General features: G+C 51.2%; 18 protein-coding genes and 1 other annotated feature. Of the genes, 12 read left to right on the top strand and 6 right to left on the bottom strand.

What is annotated here, in order from left to right; translation table 11 throughout:
* Positions 1-36: 36 nt before the first annotated feature.
* Complete coding sequence (locus tag ACYVUV_RS02240; protein WP_439775456.1) at positions 37-1,653, bottom strand: peptide ABC transporter substrate-binding protein; 1,617 nt, start codon at positions 1,651-1,653, stop codon at positions 37-39.
* 374 nt (positions 1,654-2,027) lie between these two features.
* Between ACYVUV_RS02240 and ACYVUV_RS02245 the strand changes: the two genes are divergently transcribed.
* From ACYVUV_RS02245 to gltX, 4 genes are all read left to right on the top strand, one after another.
* On the top strand, positions 2,028-2,396 hold the full coding sequence (locus ACYVUV_RS02245; RefSeq protein WP_439775457.1) for a GntR family transcriptional regulator: 369 nt from the start codon (positions 2,028-2,030) through the stop codon (positions 2,394-2,396).
* Between the two features lies 1 nt (position 2,397).
* Complete coding sequence (locus ACYVUV_RS02250) at positions 2,398-3,096, top strand: ABC transporter ATP-binding protein (protein WP_439775458.1); 699 nt, start codon at positions 2,398-2,400, stop codon at positions 3,094-3,096.
* A complete protein-coding gene (locus tag ACYVUV_RS02255) occupies positions 3,096-3,932 on the top strand; it encodes an ABC transporter permease (protein WP_439775459.1) in 837 nt (278 codons plus the stop codon). The genes ACYVUV_RS02250 and ACYVUV_RS02255 overlap by 1 nt, the downstream gene beginning before the upstream one ends.
* Before the next feature lie 145 nt (positions 3,933-4,077).
* A complete protein-coding gene (gene gltX / locus ACYVUV_RS02260) occupies positions 4,078-5,580 on the top strand; it encodes a glutamate--tRNA ligase (protein ID WP_439775460.1) in 1,503 nt (500 codons plus the stop codon).
* A gap of 78 nt (positions 5,581-5,658) precedes the next feature.
* Here gltX and ACYVUV_RS02265 read toward each other — a convergent pair whose 3' ends face one another.
* Positions 5,659-6,684 carry a YeiH family protein gene (locus ACYVUV_RS02265; protein WP_439775461.1) on the bottom strand — a complete coding sequence of 342 codons (1,026 nt, stop codon included), beginning with the start codon at positions 6,682-6,684 and terminating at the stop codon, positions 5,659-5,661.
* Positions 6,685-6,801: 117 nt separating this feature from the next.
* Here ACYVUV_RS02265 and ACYVUV_RS02270 point away from each other — a divergent pair, with 117 nt between their 5' ends.
* Positions 6,802-7,677, top strand: coding sequence for a LysR family transcriptional regulator (locus ACYVUV_RS02270; protein ID WP_439775462.1), 876 nt, complete (start codon positions 6,802-6,804; stop codon positions 7,675-7,677).
* Between the two features lie 46 nt (positions 7,678-7,723).
* On the opposite strand, the gene pepV is transcribed toward ACYVUV_RS02270, so the two are convergent.
* The 3 genes from pepV to ACYVUV_RS02285 all read right to left on the bottom strand — a co-directional run bounded on the left by pepV (position 7,724) and on the right by ACYVUV_RS02285 (position 11,953).
* A complete protein-coding gene (pepV, locus tag ACYVUV_RS02275; protein WP_484498939.1) occupies positions 7,724-9,148 on the bottom strand; it encodes a dipeptidase PepV in 1,425 nt (474 codons plus the stop codon).
* A 21-nt stretch (positions 9,149-9,169) separates the two neighbouring features.
* On the bottom strand, positions 9,170-10,789 hold the full coding sequence (locus ACYVUV_RS02280) for a peptide ABC transporter substrate-binding protein (RefSeq protein WP_439775464.1): 1,620 nt from the start codon (positions 10,787-10,789) through the stop codon (positions 9,170-9,172).
* A gap of 239 nt (positions 10,790-11,028) precedes the next feature.
* Positions 11,029-11,308, bottom strand: a binding site (T-box leader).
* Positions 11,309-11,386: 78 nt separating this feature from the next.
* Positions 11,387-11,953: an NUDIX hydrolase gene (locus ACYVUV_RS02285; protein ID WP_439775465.1), complete on the bottom strand. Its 567-nt coding sequence runs from the start codon at positions 11,951-11,953 to the stop codon at positions 11,387-11,389.
* 165 nt (positions 11,954-12,118) lie between these two features.
* On the opposite strand from ACYVUV_RS02285, the gene cysS reads away from it, so the two are divergent.
* From cysS to ACYVUV_RS02310, 5 genes are all read left to right on the top strand, one after another.
* Positions 12,119-13,543, top strand: a complete 1,425-nt coding sequence (gene cysS / locus ACYVUV_RS02290) for a cysteine--tRNA ligase (RefSeq protein ID WP_439775466.1) — start codon at positions 12,119-12,121, stop codon at positions 13,541-13,543.
* A complete protein-coding gene (locus ACYVUV_RS02295; RefSeq protein WP_439775467.1) occupies positions 13,536-13,979 on the top strand; it encodes a Mini-ribonuclease 3 in 444 nt (147 codons plus the stop codon). The genes cysS and ACYVUV_RS02295 overlap by 8 nt, the downstream gene beginning before the upstream one ends.
* Positions 13,966-14,715: a 23S rRNA (guanosine(2251)-2'-O)-methyltransferase RlmB gene (gene rlmB / locus ACYVUV_RS02300; protein WP_439775471.1), complete on the top strand. Its 750-nt coding sequence runs from the start codon at positions 13,966-13,968 to the stop codon at positions 14,713-14,715. The genes ACYVUV_RS02295 and rlmB overlap by 14 nt, the downstream gene beginning before the upstream one ends.
* Before the next feature lie 111 nt (positions 14,716-14,826).
* The gene (locus ACYVUV_RS02305; RefSeq protein ID WP_484498940.1) at positions 14,827-15,396 is read left to right on the top strand and encodes a sigma-70 RNA polymerase sigma factor region 4 domain-containing protein; all 570 of its coding nucleotides are present in this window, start codon (positions 14,827-14,829) and stop codon (positions 15,394-15,396) included.
* A 66-nt stretch (positions 15,397-15,462) separates the two neighbouring features.
* Positions 15,463-15,678 carry a P8 family protein gene (locus ACYVUV_RS02310; RefSeq protein ID WP_270449146.1) on the top strand — a complete coding sequence of 72 codons (216 nt, stop codon included), beginning with the start codon at positions 15,463-15,465 and terminating at the stop codon, positions 15,676-15,678.
* 102 nt (positions 15,679-15,780) lie between these two features.
* Here the strand turns inward: ACYVUV_RS02310 and ACYVUV_RS02315 are convergent, their stop codons facing one another.
* On the bottom strand, positions 15,781-17,532 hold the full coding sequence (locus ACYVUV_RS02315; RefSeq protein WP_484498941.1) for a 1-deoxy-D-xylulose-5-phosphate synthase: 1,752 nt from the start codon (positions 17,530-17,532) through the stop codon (positions 15,781-15,783).
* Between the two features lie 162 nt (positions 17,533-17,694).
* On the opposite strand from ACYVUV_RS02315, the gene rpmG reads away from it, so the two are divergent.
* Together rpmG and secE are read left to right on the top strand one after the other, a co-directional pair.
* Positions 17,695-17,844: a 50S ribosomal protein L33 gene (gene rpmG, locus ACYVUV_RS02320; protein ID WP_270449142.1), complete on the top strand. Its 150-nt coding sequence runs from the start codon at positions 17,695-17,697 to the stop codon at positions 17,842-17,844.
* Between the two features lie 6 nt (positions 17,845-17,850).
* A complete protein-coding gene (gene secE, locus ACYVUV_RS02325; RefSeq protein ID WP_270449140.1) occupies positions 17,851-18,021 on the top strand; it encodes a preprotein translocase subunit SecE in 171 nt (56 codons plus the stop codon).
* Positions 18,022-18,090 lie beyond the last annotated feature (69 nt).

The following is an 18,090-nucleotide window of genomic DNA, read 5'->3' on the forward strand; positions in this document are numbered from 1 at the left end:
TCAGTGATTCAGTTTGTTAGCTTCTAGGGACAGACACTAGTTAACAGAAGCGTACTTGAAGTCCCAGTGGTCGCGCAGGTTTACCAAGCCCTTGATGTTTGGACGGACGATCCAGGCACTGGTGCTTGAGTAAAGTGGTGAAATACCAACGTCCTTAAGCAGAACGCCTTCAGCCTTGGACAGGTCGCTCCAGCGTTCAGAGTCTGAGCCAGTAGTCTTTGAAGCTTCGATCAGCTTGTCATATTCCTTGTTGGACCACTTGCCGCCATTTTGAGCGTTGGTAGTAGTCATCAAGTCCAGGAAGGAAATCGGGTCGTTGAAGTCGGCACCCCAGGCAGTTACGACCATGTCGAAGTTGCCGGCGTCGGTTCTGGCCAGCCGGGTCTTGAATGGCAGGTTTTGCGTGGTGATGGAAACTTGCGGCAGAGTTTCTTGAATGTTTGATTGCATTGCTTCAGTTGACTTCTTGGCACCATCGGTGTCGTCTGACAAAAGCTTGAAGCTCAGCTTGGAAACGCCAAGTTCCTTCATACCCTGCTTAAGGTACTTTTGCGCTTCCTTCTTGTTGTAGTAAGTGTAAGCTTCATCGCTCTTGGAAATCAGGCTGGTGTAGTCCTTGCCGTTGACCGTGGTCAGCTTCTCTGGAGTAAAGGTGTGAGCTACAGTGTTGCTGCCGCCCAGAACCTTGGTCAGGCTTTCCCGGTTGATGGCCATGGAAAGAGCCTTGCGGATGTTGGCGTTTTGCAGGTACTTGTTCTTAGCCTGGTTGAATTGGATGTAGAAGGTAGTCCCGCGGGCATAAAGCTTGTAGCCCTTAACGCTCTTGAGCTGCTTGCTTTGTTCAGCGTCCAAGGAAACCGCGTCAAGCTTGTTTGACTGGTAGAGGTTGTAGGCAGTTGACGGGGTCTTTTGCACGCTGTAGTTGACCGCGTCAAGCTTAACGTTCTTCTTGTCCCAGTAGTATGGGTTCTTCTTGAGCTTCCAGGACAGGTTTGAGCCAGTCCAGCCGCTCATAACGTATGGCCCGTTGTAGACCATGTACTTGGAGGCAGTACCGTACTTGGAACCGTACTTCTTGACTGCCTTTTCGTTTTGCGGGAAGAAGCTGCCGAAGGCCATCAAGTTGTTGAAGTAAGGGATCCGCCGGTCCAGAGTTACAACCAGCTTGTACTTGCCAACGGCCTTGATCCCCAAAGTTTCCGGCTTCTTTTTGCCGTTTTGAATGTCCATGGCGTTCTTGATGCCTTCAAACAGGTAAGCGTATTGAGAAGCAGTCTTTGGGTCAACAGTTCTGCGCCATGAGTAGACGAAGTCTTGCGCGGTTACCGGGTCACCGTTTGACCACTTGTTGTCCTTACGGAGAGTAAAGGTGTAGGTTTTCCCGTCCTTGGACACCTTTTCGCTGGTAGCCATGGCCTTTTCCTGGCTGCCGTCAGACTTTGCCCGGTAAAGGCCTTCCATGGTGTTGATCAATTGGGTAAAGCTGGCTGAGTCAGTAGCCTTGGACAGGTCCATAGTAGGAATTTCAGCTGATTCTTCCCAGTTCAGTTCTTTTTTAGATGAAGAAGATGAAGAGTTGCCGCCGCAGGCCGTCAAGGCTAATGCAGCAGTCAAGATGCTGCCGGCAGCCAAAAAAGTCTTAGTCTTTTTCATGTTGTCCTCCTTGAAAAGTTTACATTATCAAACACTAATTGTAGTCTAACAGAAAATACACAAAAAGAAACGCTTTCTTGCGACTATGAGCTGAAAATGAGACAGGACTGAAGTCCTTGTTAAAGCAACTGTTGAGAAATTAAAAACAACTTTAAGTATTAGTTCATTTGGTAAAAAGCAGACTTTGTCTAACTTAAAAGCAGAACCTGCTGATTATTTAAAGGAAAAAAGGTAACTAAAAATTACTGGAAAGAACTAGGTCAACAATAAAGGGACAAAATTTAGCTTTTTTGCTGTTTCTGCCTTGACGAAAGGGCCAATCCGTTATACACTAACAGTGTATTAGATAACCAGTACAGCGAAGGGGTGTGCAAATGAAATTCAAAGACAACTTGCCGATCTACTTGCAGATTGAAGACTACATCTACTTGCAGATCGCCCAGGGTAAGCTCAAGGCTGGCGACAAGCTGCCTTCAGTCAGAGCCCTGGCACTTGAATTGACGGTCAACGCCAATACGGTTCAGCGGGCGCTGAGAGAGATGACGGCTCAAGGCTATATCTATAGCAAGCGTGGTGAAGGCAACTTCGTCACGACTGATGAAAGCCGCCTGGAGGAAATGAAGAGCAAACTGCTGAAGCAGGAGCTGGCTGCTTTTGTCAGCCGCATGGAGAAGCTCGGAGTCGAAAGGAAAAGCCTGACTGGACTATTGGCCAGCTACTTAGAAGACACAAGGGAGGAATAGCATGAAGGCTTTGGAGATTAAGGATTTAAGCTACCACAAGGGTTCAAAGACGATTTTGGAGAGAGTCAACTTGACTTTGGAGGCCGGACAGATCGTGGCCTTAGTCGGGGCCAACGGGGCCGGCAAGACCAGCTTGATGCGGGTGATCGCAGGCCTGGCCAAACAATACAAGGGCAGCGTGGAGGTTTGCGGCGAAGGCGATGAAGACCGCCGCAAGCAGTATATCGCCATGACCGACAGCCTGTCAGCTTTTCGCGACTTCCGCAAGATCAAGGAAGTGGCCAGCTTCTACCGGACGGTCTACCCGGACTTTGACGCTAAGCAGTTTGCCGATATCTTGGAATTCATGAACTTGAATGAAGAAGAAAGACTGGGCAACCTGTCCAAGGGGATGAAGGAGAAGCTGATCATCGCCCTGGTCTTCTCCCGCAAGGCCAAGCTCTATCTCTTAGATGAGCCTTTCAATGGGGTTGACGCCATGAGCCGGAAGAAGATCATCAAGTCCATGCTGCTCTGGAAGCCGGAAGACGCGACCCTGGTCATCAGCGACCATGTCTTGGACGAAATCGCGCCAGTGATCGACGAGGTCGTCTTGATCAAGAAGCATTCAGTCTTAGAGCAGCGCAGCGCTGATGAAATCCGGGCTGAGCACGAAAGCATCGAAGAATGGTATGAAGGATTTTACGAGGGGGAAGAGTAATGATTGGGTTTAAGCAGATTTTCGCGGCCATGTTCAAGGAAAAGAGCCGGACCACCTGGATCGCCTTGGGCATCGAAGCAGTTTTTATCCTCTTGATCAACTTGTATTTCGGGATCAGATATGGTTTCGGCAGTGATTCAAATGGTATCAGCGTCGGAATTTCCGCAACCGCGATTTTTTTCATGTGTGCCTGGTACTCAATCGACATTATCATGGCTGCCTATAAGGTCAACCGGTCTCAGACCTGGCGGCAAGTACCGGTAACGACCGGCAACTTCTTGACGGCCAACTTGCTGACGGGACTGGCAGATCTGATCATCTTTGGTTTGGGCAACATCTTGATCCTTGCCGTAACCTTGCTGCCTTTCCTTTTCGGCGGGAAGATGCAGATTGATGCTCAAGCAGCAGCGACTTTCCAGCCATACGTTTCCAGTATCATCAACTGGAGCCTTTACCTGATCCTCTTCACTTTGGTCAGCTATGTCGGCGGCATCTGCTTCTGGCTCTTTATTACTGAATCAGCCAGCGTTTTGGGCGACTTCCTGCCTTTGAAGGGCAGATGGAGCAAGTTTGCCAAGGCGGTCATCCTGCTTGCTCTGCTTGCTCTTCTTTCCTGGGGCAGCACCAGCATCTTGAGCGCGATCATCAACATGATCTCCAATTCTGGCTTTGACTTCAGCTTTGTCATCGACAATACAGGCTTCCACACTTCCCACACGGACTTGAGCCTGCCGGTGGTCAGCTGGCTCTACCTGCTGGCAGAAGTAGTCTACGTGGCCATCTTGTGGGCAGCGGAATACTTCGTCTTCAAGAAGGGCGTAGAAGCCAAGAAATAAGCAAATCAGATTAATTGACAAATGCCTGCCTTTGGCGGGCATTTTTTGCTTGCCGTTAGGGCCGTATTTGCCGGTAAAGATTGAATTTTTTCCTTATTGCTAGTAAACTTAATAAGTTGAAGAATAGTAAGAAAGAGGCATAATTTTGGCTAATAAGAAAATCCGCGTGAGATACGCTCCGTCACCAACTGGCCACTTGCACATTGGTAACGCGCGTACTGCTCTGTTTAACTATCTGTTTGCACGTCACAACAAGGGGACTTTGGTTCTGAGAATCGAAGACACTGACACCGCCAGAAACGTTGAAGGCGGGGCTGAATCTCAAATCGAGAACCTGCACTGGCTGGGGATCGACTGGGATGAAGGTCCGGACGTCGGCGGCGACTACGGCCCTTACAAGCAGTCCGAGAGAAAGGACATCTACCAAAAGTACATCGATCAGCTGCTTGAAGAAGGCAAGGCTTACTACTCCTTTGAAACTGAAGAAGAACTGGAAGCCCAGCGTGAAGAACAGCGGGCCATGGGGATTGCTCCTCACTATGTCTACGAATACGAAGGCATGACTGCTGACGAAATCAAGCAATCCCAAGACGAAGCCCGGGCCAAGGGTCTTAAGCCAGTTGTCCGCATTCACATTCCAGAAGGCGTGACTTACGAATGGGACGACATCGTTAAGGGCCACCTCAGCTTTGAATCCGACACTATCGGCGGTGACTTCGTCATCCAAAAGCGCGACGGGATGCCAACTTACAACTTTGCCGTCGTTATCGACGACCACTTGATGGAAATCAGCCACGTTCTTCGGGGCGATGACCACATCTCTAACACGCCAAAGCAGCTTTGCGTTTACGAAGCCTTGGGCTGGGAAGCCCCGGTCTTCGGCCACATGACTTTGATCATCAACTCAGCTACTGGCAAGAAGCTGTCCAAGCGTGACGAATCAGTTCTGCAGTTCATCGAACAATACAGAGAACTTGGTTTCCTGCCAGAAGCCATGTTCAACTTCATCACCTTGCTGGGCTGGTCACCGGTTGGCGAAAGCGAAATCTTCTCCAAGCGCGAATTCATCAAGCAGTTTGACCCGGCTCGTCTGTCCAAGTCACCAGCTGCCTTTGACCAAAAGAAGCTGGACTGGGTCAACAACCAGTACATGAAGACTGCTGACAGAGACGAACTCCTTGACTTGTCCTTGCACAACCTGCAAGAAGCTGGCCTGGTTGAAGCCAACCCGGCTCCAGGCAAGATGGAATGGGTAAGACAATTGGTCAACATGTACGCCAACCAAATGTCCTACACCAAGCAAATCGTCGACTTGAGCAAGATTTTCTTCACTGAAGCCGAATACCTGACCGACGAAGAAGTGGAAGAAATCAAGAAGGACGAAGCTCGTCCAGCTATTGAAGAATTCAAGAAGCAATTAGACAAGCTGGACAACTTCACGGCCAAGAAGATCATGGGCGCCATCATGTCCACCCGGAAGGAAACCGGCATCAAGGGCCGCAAGCTCTTCATGCCAATCCGGATCGCCACTACCCGGTCAATGGTTGGCCCTGGCATCGGCGAAGCCATGGAATTGATGGGCAAGGAAACGGTCATGAAGCACCTGGACCTGACTTTAAAGCAGCTTAGCGAAGCTGGTATCGAATAAAACAGCATATAAACGAAAAGACTTTTACCGTTTTGGTAAAAGCCTTTTTTCATGCAATCGATTAAATTGTCTGTTTTTTTACCACAGGCCCAAGCCCCGCTGCAAAAGCAGGCTGACGGCAGTGATTCCGGCCCAGCAGGAAGCGCCGAGCAGGAGGGGCTTGGCCCCGGACTTGACCAACTTGACGATGTTGGAGTTAAGGCCGATCGCGGCCATGGCCATGACGATCATGAACTTGCTCAGTTCCTTTAGTGGCGAAAAGATATTGGCGCTGACCCCATTGGCCAGGGCGAAAGTCGTGATTAAGGAAGCCAGGACAAAGTAGAGGATGAAGGCGGGGAAGGCCCGCTTCAAGCTAAAGCTGTTGCCCCTTTGCTCCTTTTTGGCGCTGAAATAGCCTAAGGCCAGGGTAATGGGGATGATGGCCAGGGTTCTGGTTAATTTGACGGTCACGGCCTTGTCCAGGGTCTGACTACCTAAATGGAACATGCTGTCCCAGGTTGCCGCCGCGGCAGTGACGGAAGAAGTGTCGTTGATGGCTGTTCCGGCGAAGATGCCGAAAGAGTTCCCGCTGGTCTGGTCAAAGCCCAGGAGCTTGCCAAAGATGGGGAAGAGGATAGCGGCCAGGACGTTGAAAAAGAAGATGACGGAGATGGCCTGGGCCACTTCATCGTCGTCAGCGTCGATGACCGGGGCGGTAGCGGCGATGGCGCTGCCCCCGCAGATGGATGAGCCGACCCCGATCAAGGTTGAGATCTTGCTGGGAATTTTTAAATACTTATGCAAAAGCCAGGCGAGCAAGAGAGAGGTTGAGATGGTGCAGATGATGATCGGCAGGGACTGGCTGCCAGTCTTGACCACCACCTGCAGGTCCATCCCGAAGCCCAAGAGGACCACGGCCGTCTGCAGGATGTACTTGGAAGTCCACTTGATCCCGTTACTTGCCTTTTGCTTGTCTTCCCAAAAAAGGGTGATGACCATCCCAAACAAGATGGCGAAAACCGCGCCCCCGATGACCGGGAAGGCCTTGCCCAAAAGCCAGGCGGGGATGGCGATAGCCAGACAGACCAGGATGCCGGGCAGGTTCTTTTTAATCCAATTCATTTTTTTGCCTCCAGATATTTTTTGAACATGCTTAAGTATAGAGGTAAAATAGTAGAAAATAAAATTATAGATTATTATCTGTCGATAAACTGCATTTATTGATAAAGGGGGCAAGCAATGCTGGATTTTCGCGTCAAAACATTTTTAACGGTCTGTGAGACCATGAACTTCACCCGGGCGGCCGACCGCCTGCACGTGACCCAGCCGGCGGTCTCCCAGCACATCCGCTTTCTGGAGAAGGAATACCAGGTCAAGCTCTTCAGCTATCAGGGCAAGAGGCTGACCTTGACGGCTGCAGGAGAAAAGCTGCGCCTGGCCATGCGGCAGATGCAGAGCGATGAGCGCCTGCTTAAGGCCGAAATCAAGCAGGCCGACTTGCCGCCGGTTCGCTTTGGGGTAACCATGACGATTGGGGAATACGCCTTAGCCAGGCCGCTAAGCCGCTTTTTGAAAGACCATCCCCAGACAAATGTGGAAGTCGTCTACGGCAATACCCAGTTTTTGACCAAGAAATTGGATGAGGGAGACCTGGACTTTGCCCTGGTCGAAGGCGACCCGGCCAGGGGCTATGCCAGCCTGCGCTACCAAAGCGAGGACTTTATCGCCGTCTGCTCGCCAGATTTGGCTTTTGCCAAGGAGCCAGACCAGATCGCCGACCTTTTTGACCAGCGGCTGCTAGTCAGAGAACCAGGCTCAGGGACCAGGAAGATCCTGGAGGACAGCTTAGGGGCCCAGGGGCGGGAATTGAGCGACTTTGAGCAGTATGTCCAAGTCGGCAATATGCAGATGATCACCCAGCTGCTTTTGGCCAACTGCGGGGTCTCTTTTTTGTACCAGACCGCGGTCAGTGACCTTTTAAAAGCAGGAAAGCTGCGGAAATTAAATTTGCGGGACTTCCAGATCCGCCACGACTTCACCTTTATTTGGGAAAAGAGCAGCCTTTACGCTGACCGCCACCGGCAGATTTGCGAGGAACTGAAGGCAAGCAGATAAGAAAATACTTTTACCAAAATAAGGTAAAAGTCTTTTTTCTCTACATTCACTTGGTTAACTCGTAAATAGCTTCAGCGTAGATAGCCAGGCTTTTTTCCAGTTCAGCCAGGCTGATGGATTCGTCGATGGCGTGTGCGGTGTCCAGGCTGCCTGGGAAGGCAGGTCCGTAGCCGACCCCGTTTTTAAAGAAGCGGCCGTAGTTGGCCCCGGCGGAGATGATGGTCTCACCGGCTTGGCCAGTCTGCTTTTCGTAAACGGAAAGGAGGGTCTTGACGAAGGGATCATTGCTGGCAACGAAGTGGGGCTTTTCAAAGTCTTGGTAAGGCTGGAAGCTCGTCTGGGAAAAAGTGCCGAACTTGTCGTTTAGCTGCTGGCACATTTTTTCCGGGCTGGCCCCCCGGCTATAGCGGATGTCGCTCTTGATGTAGGCTTCCTGGCCCTTTTGGTAGCGGAAGACGGCCGGGCAGTTGATGGACTTGCCCATCTCGGGATCAGTATTGGCGATCCCGATCTTTTTCCCGTAGTAGTCCTCCAGTTCAAGTTCGCCGGCAAAATTGAGGAAGTTTTTGGCTCGGCCGGCGAAAGGAAAGTTCCGTAAAAAGCTGGCCAGGAGGCAGGCCCCGTTTTTTCCTTCCCAAGGAACAGAGGCGTGAGCGCTGACGCCCTCTAAGGTTATCTTTAAGCCAGTGCCATTTTCACAAGTTGATTCTTTGCTTTCTCCAATCAAGCCATTTTTGTCCAAAAAGTCCGGGAAAGCTGCAGCAATTTTCTCAAGCTTCTCGCCAGAAACGATGGCGGTCGCGGCAGCTGGGATCATATTGGTAGCCTGGCCGGCAGAGAAGGATTCAAGGACTAAGCCAGTATCTGCTTTACTTTCCTCAGCAATAAAATCTGTCTTCAAAACAGCCAGACCAGCCTGGCCAGTTACGATGGGAAAAGAGGAGTCGGGGGAGAAGACCCAGTCAGGAGCCGGGCGCTTTTGCAGGTAATACTTCATCCCCACCCAGTCGGTTTCCTCGTCAGTGCCGATAATCAAGGTGATCTTCTTTTTCGGCTGAAAACCAGCTTCCTTTAAAGCCAGGAGGGCGTAGTAGGCGGCTAAGGCCGGACCCTTGTTGTCGCTTGCTCCCCGGCCATAGACTCTGCCATCTTTGACCCAGGGGGTAAAGGGATCCTGGCTCCAGCCTTCATCTGGCGGAACGACGTCGACGTGGACGGCCACGCCTAATTCCTGGTCGCCTTGGCCAAAAGTGACGACTCCGGCATAGTTGTCGATGTTTTCAATTTGAAAGCCGTCTCTGGCGGCAATGGCCAGGAACTTTTCCAAAGCCTTGACCGGACCCGGCCCCACTGGATATTCGGGAGTGGCCAGGTCCATGTTTCTGACAGAGTCGATGGCGATCAGATCTTTTAAGTCAGCTAGGAGGGCTGGCATTTTTTCACGGGCGAATTCTTGGTAGGGAAAAGTCATCTTTTGCTCCTTAGTAGTTAATTACTTGCTGATGTAGGCACCCTTGAAGTTGTAAGCCAGGCCTGCGCCTTTGAGGGTGATGTTCTTAACCTTTGGGTTGACCAAAGTCGCGGTGTTGCCGTAGTAAAGAGGAGTCACGCCCTGCTGGGTAAGGAGGATGCGTTCAGCCTTGACCAGTTCACTCCAGCGCTTCTTGGTTGAAGTCGTGGTCTTGGAAGTTTCCATAGCCTTGTTGTAGGCCGCGTTTTCCCAAGAGCCGTAGTTGTTGACGTTGGTCTTTTGGAACATTTCCAGGAAGGTGTTCGGGTCAGCGTAGTCACCGCTCCAGCCGTCCAGGATCACGTCAAAGTCGCCGGATTCTTCTCTGGCAAAGCGGGTCTTGAAGGGGATGTTGGTAACTTCGACCTTCATGCCCAGGGTGCTTTCCAGGGTACTTTGGATGAATTCCGTGGTCTTCTTGGCATCGTCAGTGTCATCACCTAAAAGCTTGATGGTGATCTGCTTTTTGCCCAGCTCTTGCAAGGCCTTCTTGTAGTAAGCCTTAGCCTGGGCCTTAGTCCCGGACTGGATAGCCTTGGTCTCTTTGGTTACGACTTCCTTGCTGAATTCCTTGCCGGTAACCGGGTCAGTGATCCCGCTTGGAGTTAAAGAAGTAGCAGCGATGTCAGCCAGGTTCAAGGTCTTGGCCAGGGACTTTTTGTTGATAGCAGCGGCGATAGCCCGGCGGAGGTTGACATTTTGCAAGTTCTTATCAGTCTTGAAGTTGTACATGAGGTACTGGGTCCGGTTGCTTTTCTTGATCTGCCAGCCCTTTTGTTTTTTCAGGCTCTTGCTTTGTGAAGCGGACAGGGTGGTCATGTCCAGTTTGCCGGCCTGGTAGAGGTTGTAGGAGGTGCTTTGGGACTTTTGCACGCTGAAGTTGATCTTGGTCAGCTTGACATTTTTCTTATCCCAGTAGTACTTGTTCTTGACCAGCTTCCAGGTCAGGTTGGACCCGGTCCAGCCCTTCATGACGAATGGACCGTCAGACAGGGTGTATTTAGCGGCCGTGCCGTATTTTTTGCCGGCTTTTTCAATGAACTTCTGGTTTTGCGGGGCGAAGGCAGATCCAGCCAAAAGCAATTGGAAGTAAGGGATCTTTCTTTCCAGGGTTACGACCAGCTTGTACTTGCCGACAGCCTTGATACCTAAGCTATTGACGGGCTTTTTGGAAGCGACGATGGCGTCAGCGTTCTTGACGCCGGAGTACTTGTTGGACTGGGTTGAGGCGGTCTTAGGGTTGACCTGCCGGCGCCAGGCGTAGACGAAGTCTTCGGCCGTCAAGTCTTCCCCGTTGGACCACTTGGCGTTTTTCCTAAGGTTGAAAGTCCAAGTGAGGCCGTCCTTGCTTTCCTTCCAGGACTTGGCGATGCCGGGCAGGACCTTGGAGTTGTTGCCCAGGCGGACCAGGCCTTCCATGGTGGCGTCCAGTTGCTCACCGCCGTAGACGTCATTGTTAAGAGCCGGGTCCATGGTGGAGATTTCCCCAGCGGAGAACCAGTTTAAGACCTGCTTGGTTTTAGAGCTGCTGGCGGAGCTGCTTGAGCAGGCGGAAAGCAGGCTGGCGGACAGGGCTAAAGTGATGATGGCTGATTTTTTCATGATCTTTTCCTCGGTGTTTTCTAAAAATTACTGATGCAGAACAATGTCGTTTTCTTTTTTAAAAAGCAGCGAGGGGATGTCGGCCACTTAAGGCAGACGGGGTATTTTTGAACATGTTTGACTCTTTCATGGCGGACTCCTTTACAAAATCATTTTTAAAGCTGGCAGAAAAAGAAAGATTAAAAAAGAAAGAGTAAGAAACGAAAAGAAAGAAAAAATCGCCCTCAAGGAATTGCTTCCTTGAAGACGATTGTTAGTCGTGGTCCCACTTCATTTCATCAGCTGTCTCACGGCAACTGACCTTACACTGCCGCTGACTAGTCGCCGGAAAGGGCAAAGAAGGCCAGTTTCCAGGAACACCCAGGGCAGCCGTGGTAACGCTCGCTAGCGGGAAGGCCTACTTTATTTCGGCCAACCAGTTCTTAGATGTGTTTCGCCAGGCGGCTTTTGCTCAATCGCACCAACTTGAGCTCTCTGGAAAAAGCCGGACCTGGTTACTCTTCTAATCGATACTTTTCTTAAATTGCTTTAATTTTTAATTAATGTAATCTTAAAACGGGAATAAGCGCCTGTCAAGCGTCTTTTTGAAAAAAGTTTTTAGTTCACCGGATAGTCCTTGAGCTTGGCGTTCAGTTTGGAGTAGATCCGGTCGACAAACCAGGGCTCGGTTGACTTTTCCAGGGCTTCGTCCAAGGCAAACCAGGCAACAGCCTTGTTTTCGTCTTCTTTAGGCCGGATGGGCAAATTGTCGTCTGCCTCTAAGAGGTAGGTGACGTTTAAGTGCAGGTGTGACGGGACGTACTTGCCCCTTTTCTCATGCCCGTCCACGGTCAAAATCTCAACAGAATAGATCTGCTTTGTGACTGGATCTGCTTTAACCCCACTTTCTTCTTCGACTTCTTTTAAAGCCACATGCAAAAGGTCATGATCGCCGTCGGCGTGCCCGCCCAGCCAGGCCCAGGAGTCGTAGATCCGGTGGTAGGCCATTAAGACTTTATCTCTTGCCGGGTTGACCACCCAGGCTGAAGCCGTAAAGTGCTCGGCCAAATTGGACCGCAAGAACAGTTCTTCCCCGGTCTCCAGCCGGTAGATCATCTCTTTGACGTCTGCTGCTTCTTGTTCGTTAAAGGGCTGGTAATTTTTTAAATCTGTCAGTAGGGTCATTTTTCTTCTCTCTATTTTTTCTATTTTTCTCTGTTTCCACAGATTTTACCACTGCCAGCCGGTATTTTGCCGCCAAGGGCCGTGATAGTTTGCTAAAATGTAGAGTGTTAAGTACTGAATTATTGCAGGTAAGGAAAAACTTGTAAAAGAAAGCAGGAAAATATCGTGAAGCTTTTCAACACTTTAACTAGGCAAAAAGAAGAATTCAAACCCCTGGTTGACGGCCAGGTCAGCATGTACGTCTGCGGGCCGACGGTCTACAACTACATCCACATCGGCAATGCCAGAAGCGCCATCGCTTTTGACACTATCCGCCGCTACTTTGAATACAAGGGCTACAAGGTCAACTACGTTTCCAACTTTACCGACGTCGATGACAAAATGATCAACGAAGCCCGGGCAGAAGGCACGACCGTGCCGGAATTAGCCGAACGCTACATCAAGGCCTTCCTGGAAGACACCCGGGCCTTGAACATCGAAGAAGCTACTCTTCACCCGCGGGCAACCCATGAAATCCCAGCCATCATCGACTTCATCCAGACCCTGATTGATAAAGGCTACGCATATGAAGCAGACGGGGACGTCTACTACCGGGCCAAAAAGTTCGCTGACTACGGCCGCCTCAGCGATCAGAACATCGACCAGCTGGAAGAAGGGGCCTCCCAGCACGTAAACGATGAAGAACAAGACCGCAAGGAAGACCCAATCGACTTTGCCCTCTGGAAGGGGCAGAAGGCGGCAGACGAAATTGCCTGGGACTCCCCATGGGGCAAGGGCCGGCCTGGCTGGCACATTGAATGCTCAGTCATGTCCACCAAGTACTTAGGCGACACCTTGGACATCCACGGGGGCGGGCAGGACCTGGAATTCCCCCACCACGAAAACGAAATTGCCCAAAGTGAAGCCAAGACGGGCAAGAAGTTCGTCAACTACTGGCTGCACAACGGCTTCGTGACCGTGGGCAAGGATGAGGAAAAAATGTCCAAGTCCCTGCACAACTTCGTGACCGTCCACGATATCTTAAAGACCGTTGACCCCCAGGTTCTCCGCTTCTTTATGGCCAGCGTCCAGTACAGAAGCCAGATCAACTACTCTGAAGAAAATCTGGCCCAAGCCGCCAACATTCTGGACCGCTTCAAGAACACCCTGGAAGGGATCAAGTACCGCCTGGCTGACGCAACTGAAAGCTTGCCAGACCCAGACCTGGCAAAGCTGCTTGCTGAAACCACGGCTAAGTTCGAAGCAGCCATGGACGATGACTTCAACGTGCAAAACGCCTTGACCGCCATCTACGAAGCCCTGCCAGCCGTCAACTCCAACGCTAACGCTGAAAAAGCCGACAAGGACAGTTTGCAGCTTTTTGCTGAAAAGTTAACCGCCTGGCTCAGCGTCTTTGGCCTGGATGTTGACAAGCTTCTGGCTAAGGAAGCCGGCGATGATGACGCCGTAATCGAAGAATTGGTGGCCCAGCGGACTGAGGCCAGAAAGAACAAGGACTGGGCCAAGAGTGATGAACTCCGCGACCAGCTTAAAGAAATGGGGGTAGTCCTCAAGGATACCCCGCAAGGAACCAGGTGGAGCCGTGAATAAAGTACAGAAGTTAACTGAGAAGGAAATCGATCCCAATACCTTGAGCGGGCAGACTCTTGCCTACTTAGGCGACGGGATCTATGAAGCCGCCATCCGCCGGCACTTGATCAAGGGCGGGATGCTGAAGCCGCAGAACTTGCAAAGAGCAGCGACTCACTATGTCTCAGCCAAGGCCCAGGCCGGCTTGATTGCAAAAATGCTGGACACCGGCTTTTTGACCGAAGAAGAAGAAAAGGCCTACCGGCGGGGCAGAAACGCCAAGACCCATACCAAGGCCAAAAACACCAGCCTGGCCACGTATGAGATGTCAACCGGCTTTGAAGCCGTTTTTGGCTACCTGGATTTGGCCGGAGAAGATGCCAGAGTCAAGGAATTGATTGCCTGGTGCATTGATGAGGTGGAAAATGAAGGGACAAGGGAATATGTCTTCAACTAACAAGGATTTTGTCTTCGGCCGCCATGCCGGAATCGACTTTTTGAAAACCCAGGACAGTGAAAAGATCAACAAGGTCTTCCTGGCTGAAGGGGTCCAGGAGGACTTTGCCAGAGAGGTCTACCGCTATGCCAAAAAGAAGCATTTGATCATCCAGCGGGTGCCGAAAAACAAGCTGGACAAGCTGACTGGCGGGGAAAACCACCAGGGCCTGGTTTTGGCTGTGGCCTCTTTTGAATACGCCGACTTTGACCAGCTCTTGGACAAACTGGACCAAGAAGATGCTCCTCTTTTGCTTATGCTGGACAATATTGAAGACCCGCACAACCTGGGCTCCATCCTCCGCAGCGCCGACGCGACCGGGGTCAGCGGAGTGATCATCCCTAAGCGCCGGGCCAGCGGTCTGACCAGCGTGGTCGCTAAGACCTCAACCGGGGCTATTGACCACGTCCCAGTTGCCCGGGTGAACAACCTGGTTCAAACCTGCCAGGCCTTGAAGGACCGGGGCTACTGGATCTTCGGGACGGCCATGGAAGGCGACGACTACCGGAAGTGGAATGCTAACGGTAAGACCGTTTTAGTCATCGGCAATGAAGGCAAGGGGATTTCCCCGCTTCTTCTTAAGCAAATGGACCAGACCCTGACCATCCCGATGATTGGCCACGTCCAATCCCTTAACGCTTCAGTGGCAACCGGGGTTTTGCTCTACCAGGCCTTTAACAGCCGCCACCCTTTGTAAGGCAAATCGTTTACAGTTTGCGAAAAGTGATAGAATCAAACAATGGTTCGATTCTGTCAAAGAAAAAAGTCCTTTATTCTGTGGGCAAACAGAATGAAAGGGCTTTTTATTATGGGATTGACAAAGGAAAGAGAGCGCCTGCTGATCAGCCGGATTCAAAAAGAGGATGATGACCAGGCCCTTAAAGAATTGTATTACAGCTGCCTGCCAGTGATCGGCGGCACCATCAAGCAGTATTTTGTGGAGCTATATGACAGCCAGGACTGGGAGCAAGAGGCCTTGATCCTCTGCTATAAGACGGCCAAGCGCTTTGATCTGACGCAAGAGAAGCCATTTGTCGGCTTTTACAAGGTCAGCCTGCACAACCGGGCCGTCAACTTGATCAGACGGGGCAAGCGGAAAAAGCGCCTATCCATTAGTGACCAGGTCTACTGGGAAGACGTAGCTGGCGAACTTGAGCAGGCTTCCTGCCTAATCGCGGATCCACCAGCGCCTGTTTTGGACTGGCAGGACCTGGTTGAGTCTTTGAGCATGCTGGAGCTAGAAGAATTGCTCCTGGAACTGGGCTATAAGCAGGCCGGGGAGATCAAGCGCCAGTACCAGGTAAGCGAGATGGGGCTCATGCGGGCCAAATACCGGGTGAAGGAAAAAATCAAGCTAAAATTGCGAGTGGGAGCGTAAACATTTTAGCCAATTCGGATTATAATATAGGTGTAGGATGAAAAAATTGTTTAGGAGGTAATCAAAATGTCAGAAATTGTAAAGACAGCTTTGCTGGACCGTTCAATGAAAGAAGTTTTTGACTGGAGTGACTCAGACACTCCTGTAAGAGATGCCCTCTGGGACTACTTCATGGAGTCAAACGGCCACAACACCGACAAGACTGAGGAAGCCATGCTTCCATTCATGAGCGACTCTGACGACAAGATCATCGCTTTTGTCAACGAACACCTTAAGAAATAATCTTTTCCCTACATTCCTGACCTCTTGTCTCCCATAAGGGAGGGGAAGGGGCGAAAAACGGCGGCTCTACGAGTCGCCGTTTTTTTCTGCTTTGAAATCGTCTTAGTTAAATAATTGTTTGACGCTGGCAACGATTTGCTCAGCCGTCAATTGGTTGTGAACCAGGATCTGGTCGTAGCTTTGGTCAACATCGGTGTATTCCCGCTTTTCGCCAAAATTCTTGACCAAAATCGGCCGGTCAGCCAGGTAGGAGGCTACCTTTTGCCCGAAGCCCCCGTCCAGGATGTTGTTTTCTAAAGTAACTACGGCCTGGTAGTGGCGGGCTAAGTGGTCCAGGCAGTCAGTATCCAAGATATTGGCTGACAAAGGATTGTAGAGGGCAGCGTCAAGTTCTTCAGCAACTTGGCTGCCTAATTCCTGCATGTCGCCCAAAGCCAGGATGGCAATTTTTTGCCCGGTCCGCCGCTTTTGGTAGTGGATGTGCCGGTAGCCTTCTAAAACGGCACCGCCGGCTGGAACTGGCCGGACCGGGAGCTTGATAGCTACGGGGCCGTCTTTTTGCTTTAGGGCCCAGTTGATCATGGCTGCTTCTTCAGTCAAGCTGGTCGGGGCCAGGTACTTCCAGTTGGGCAGGTTGCTGACCATGACCTGGTCAAAGACGCCCACGTGGGTCTTGGAGTTGGCCTGGATCCCGCCGCCAGCCACGATCATGACGACTGGCAAGTTGTTGGCGGCCACGTCATGGCTGAGCTGGTCAAAGGCTCGCTGCAGGAAGGTGGAGTTTTCAAAAAGGACCGGCCGGCCGCCGGCCTTGGCAAAGCCTGCCGCGAAGGCCACGGAATCCTGCTCGGCGATCCCGACGTCCAGGTAGTGGTCCGGGTAAGACTCTTTAAAGGAGTCCAGGCCAAAGACACCAGGGATAGCGGCCGTGACGGCCATGATGTTTTCCTGGCCGCCGTCAATAGCGCTGGCCACGGTCTTAACGGCAATTTCCGCTGGAGTCGGGCCAGCGGCCACGGTCTTTGGCGAATCATCGCTTAAATTGAAGGGCCGGACCCAGTGGTGCTTTTCTTCATCCTGGATGGCTGGTTCATAGCCCTTGCCCTTTAAAGTGTTGACGTGCAAGACCAGGGGATGGTCGACGTCACGGATTTCGCTGAAGGCATTAATCATGCTTTCCAGGTCATTGCCGTCAGCCACATAGCGGTAGTCAAAGCCGAAGGCCTTAAAAGGATTTTCTGGATCCTGTCCCTGGCTGTCTCTCAGCTTCTTCAGGGCCGTGGTCAAGCCGCCGACATTTTTGTCAATGGACCACTGGTTGTCATTGATGACGATGACCAGGTTGCCCTTTTCCATCGCGGCGTTGTTTAAGCCTTCGTAAGCCATCCCGCCGGTCAAGGAGCCGTCGCCGATGACGGCCATGATCCGCTCGCTGCCGCCTAAGAGGTCCCGAGCCTTGGCCATGCCGGTGGCTAAAGAGATGGAGGTAGAAGTGTGGCCAACGGCGTAGTAGTCGTAGGGACTTTCATCGGGGTTGGTGTAAGGAGTCACCTTGCCGTAAGCTTCCGGGTCCAGCCAGGCATAAGCCCGGCCGGTCAGCATCTTGTGGGGGTAGGTCTGGTGGGAGACGTCCCAGATGATCTTGTCTCCAGGGGCGTCAAAGACGTAGTGGTAGGCGATGGTCAGTTCCACGACCCCCAGGTCAGGACCCAGGTGGCCGCCGACTGCCGCGTCTTTTTCGATGATCAAGTGGCGGATTTCTGAAGCCAGCTGGTTCATTTCTTCCAGGTCCAGGACTTTGAGGTCAGCTGGAGACTTGATCTTGTTAAGCAGGTATTCGGGGTGTTGATTCATTTTTTCTCCTCATGGAATACAACAGTTGCATTTTCGATAGTACCATTATGACACAGGGACCACTTAAGATGTGAAAATAAAGCCCGGCAAAGTCGGTCATATATATAGTTGCTTTTAGGGCGGATTTTTGCTAAAATCAAATGAAGTTTGAAGGTGAATATTATGGCAGTAAAGAAAGCAGCTTTGGCCTGCAGCGTTTGTGGGTCACGGAACTACTCAATCACTGCAAACAACAACCGCACCAAGCGCTTGGAACTGAACAAGTTTTGCAAGCACTGCGGCAAGAAGACTTTGCACAAGGAAACGAGGTAGACAGGGATGATTAAGTTTTTTAAGAGCGTTGGTCAGGAAATGAAACTGGTTCATTGGCCAAGTGCTAAGGAAAACCGGCGCGACACGGTGAACGTGGTCGTAACCTCTCTGCTTTACGCGATTTTCTTGGGTGCCTTGGATTGGGCCTTTGCAAAATTGATTCAATTAGTTCTGTAAGAGCGACAAAGTATGTTATAATCATGCTAGTTTCTAGGAAAACCTCTTTAGCGAGGTTTTTTTGTTTGC

Source organism: Lactobacillus sp. WILCCON 0149, assembly GCF_057197965.1.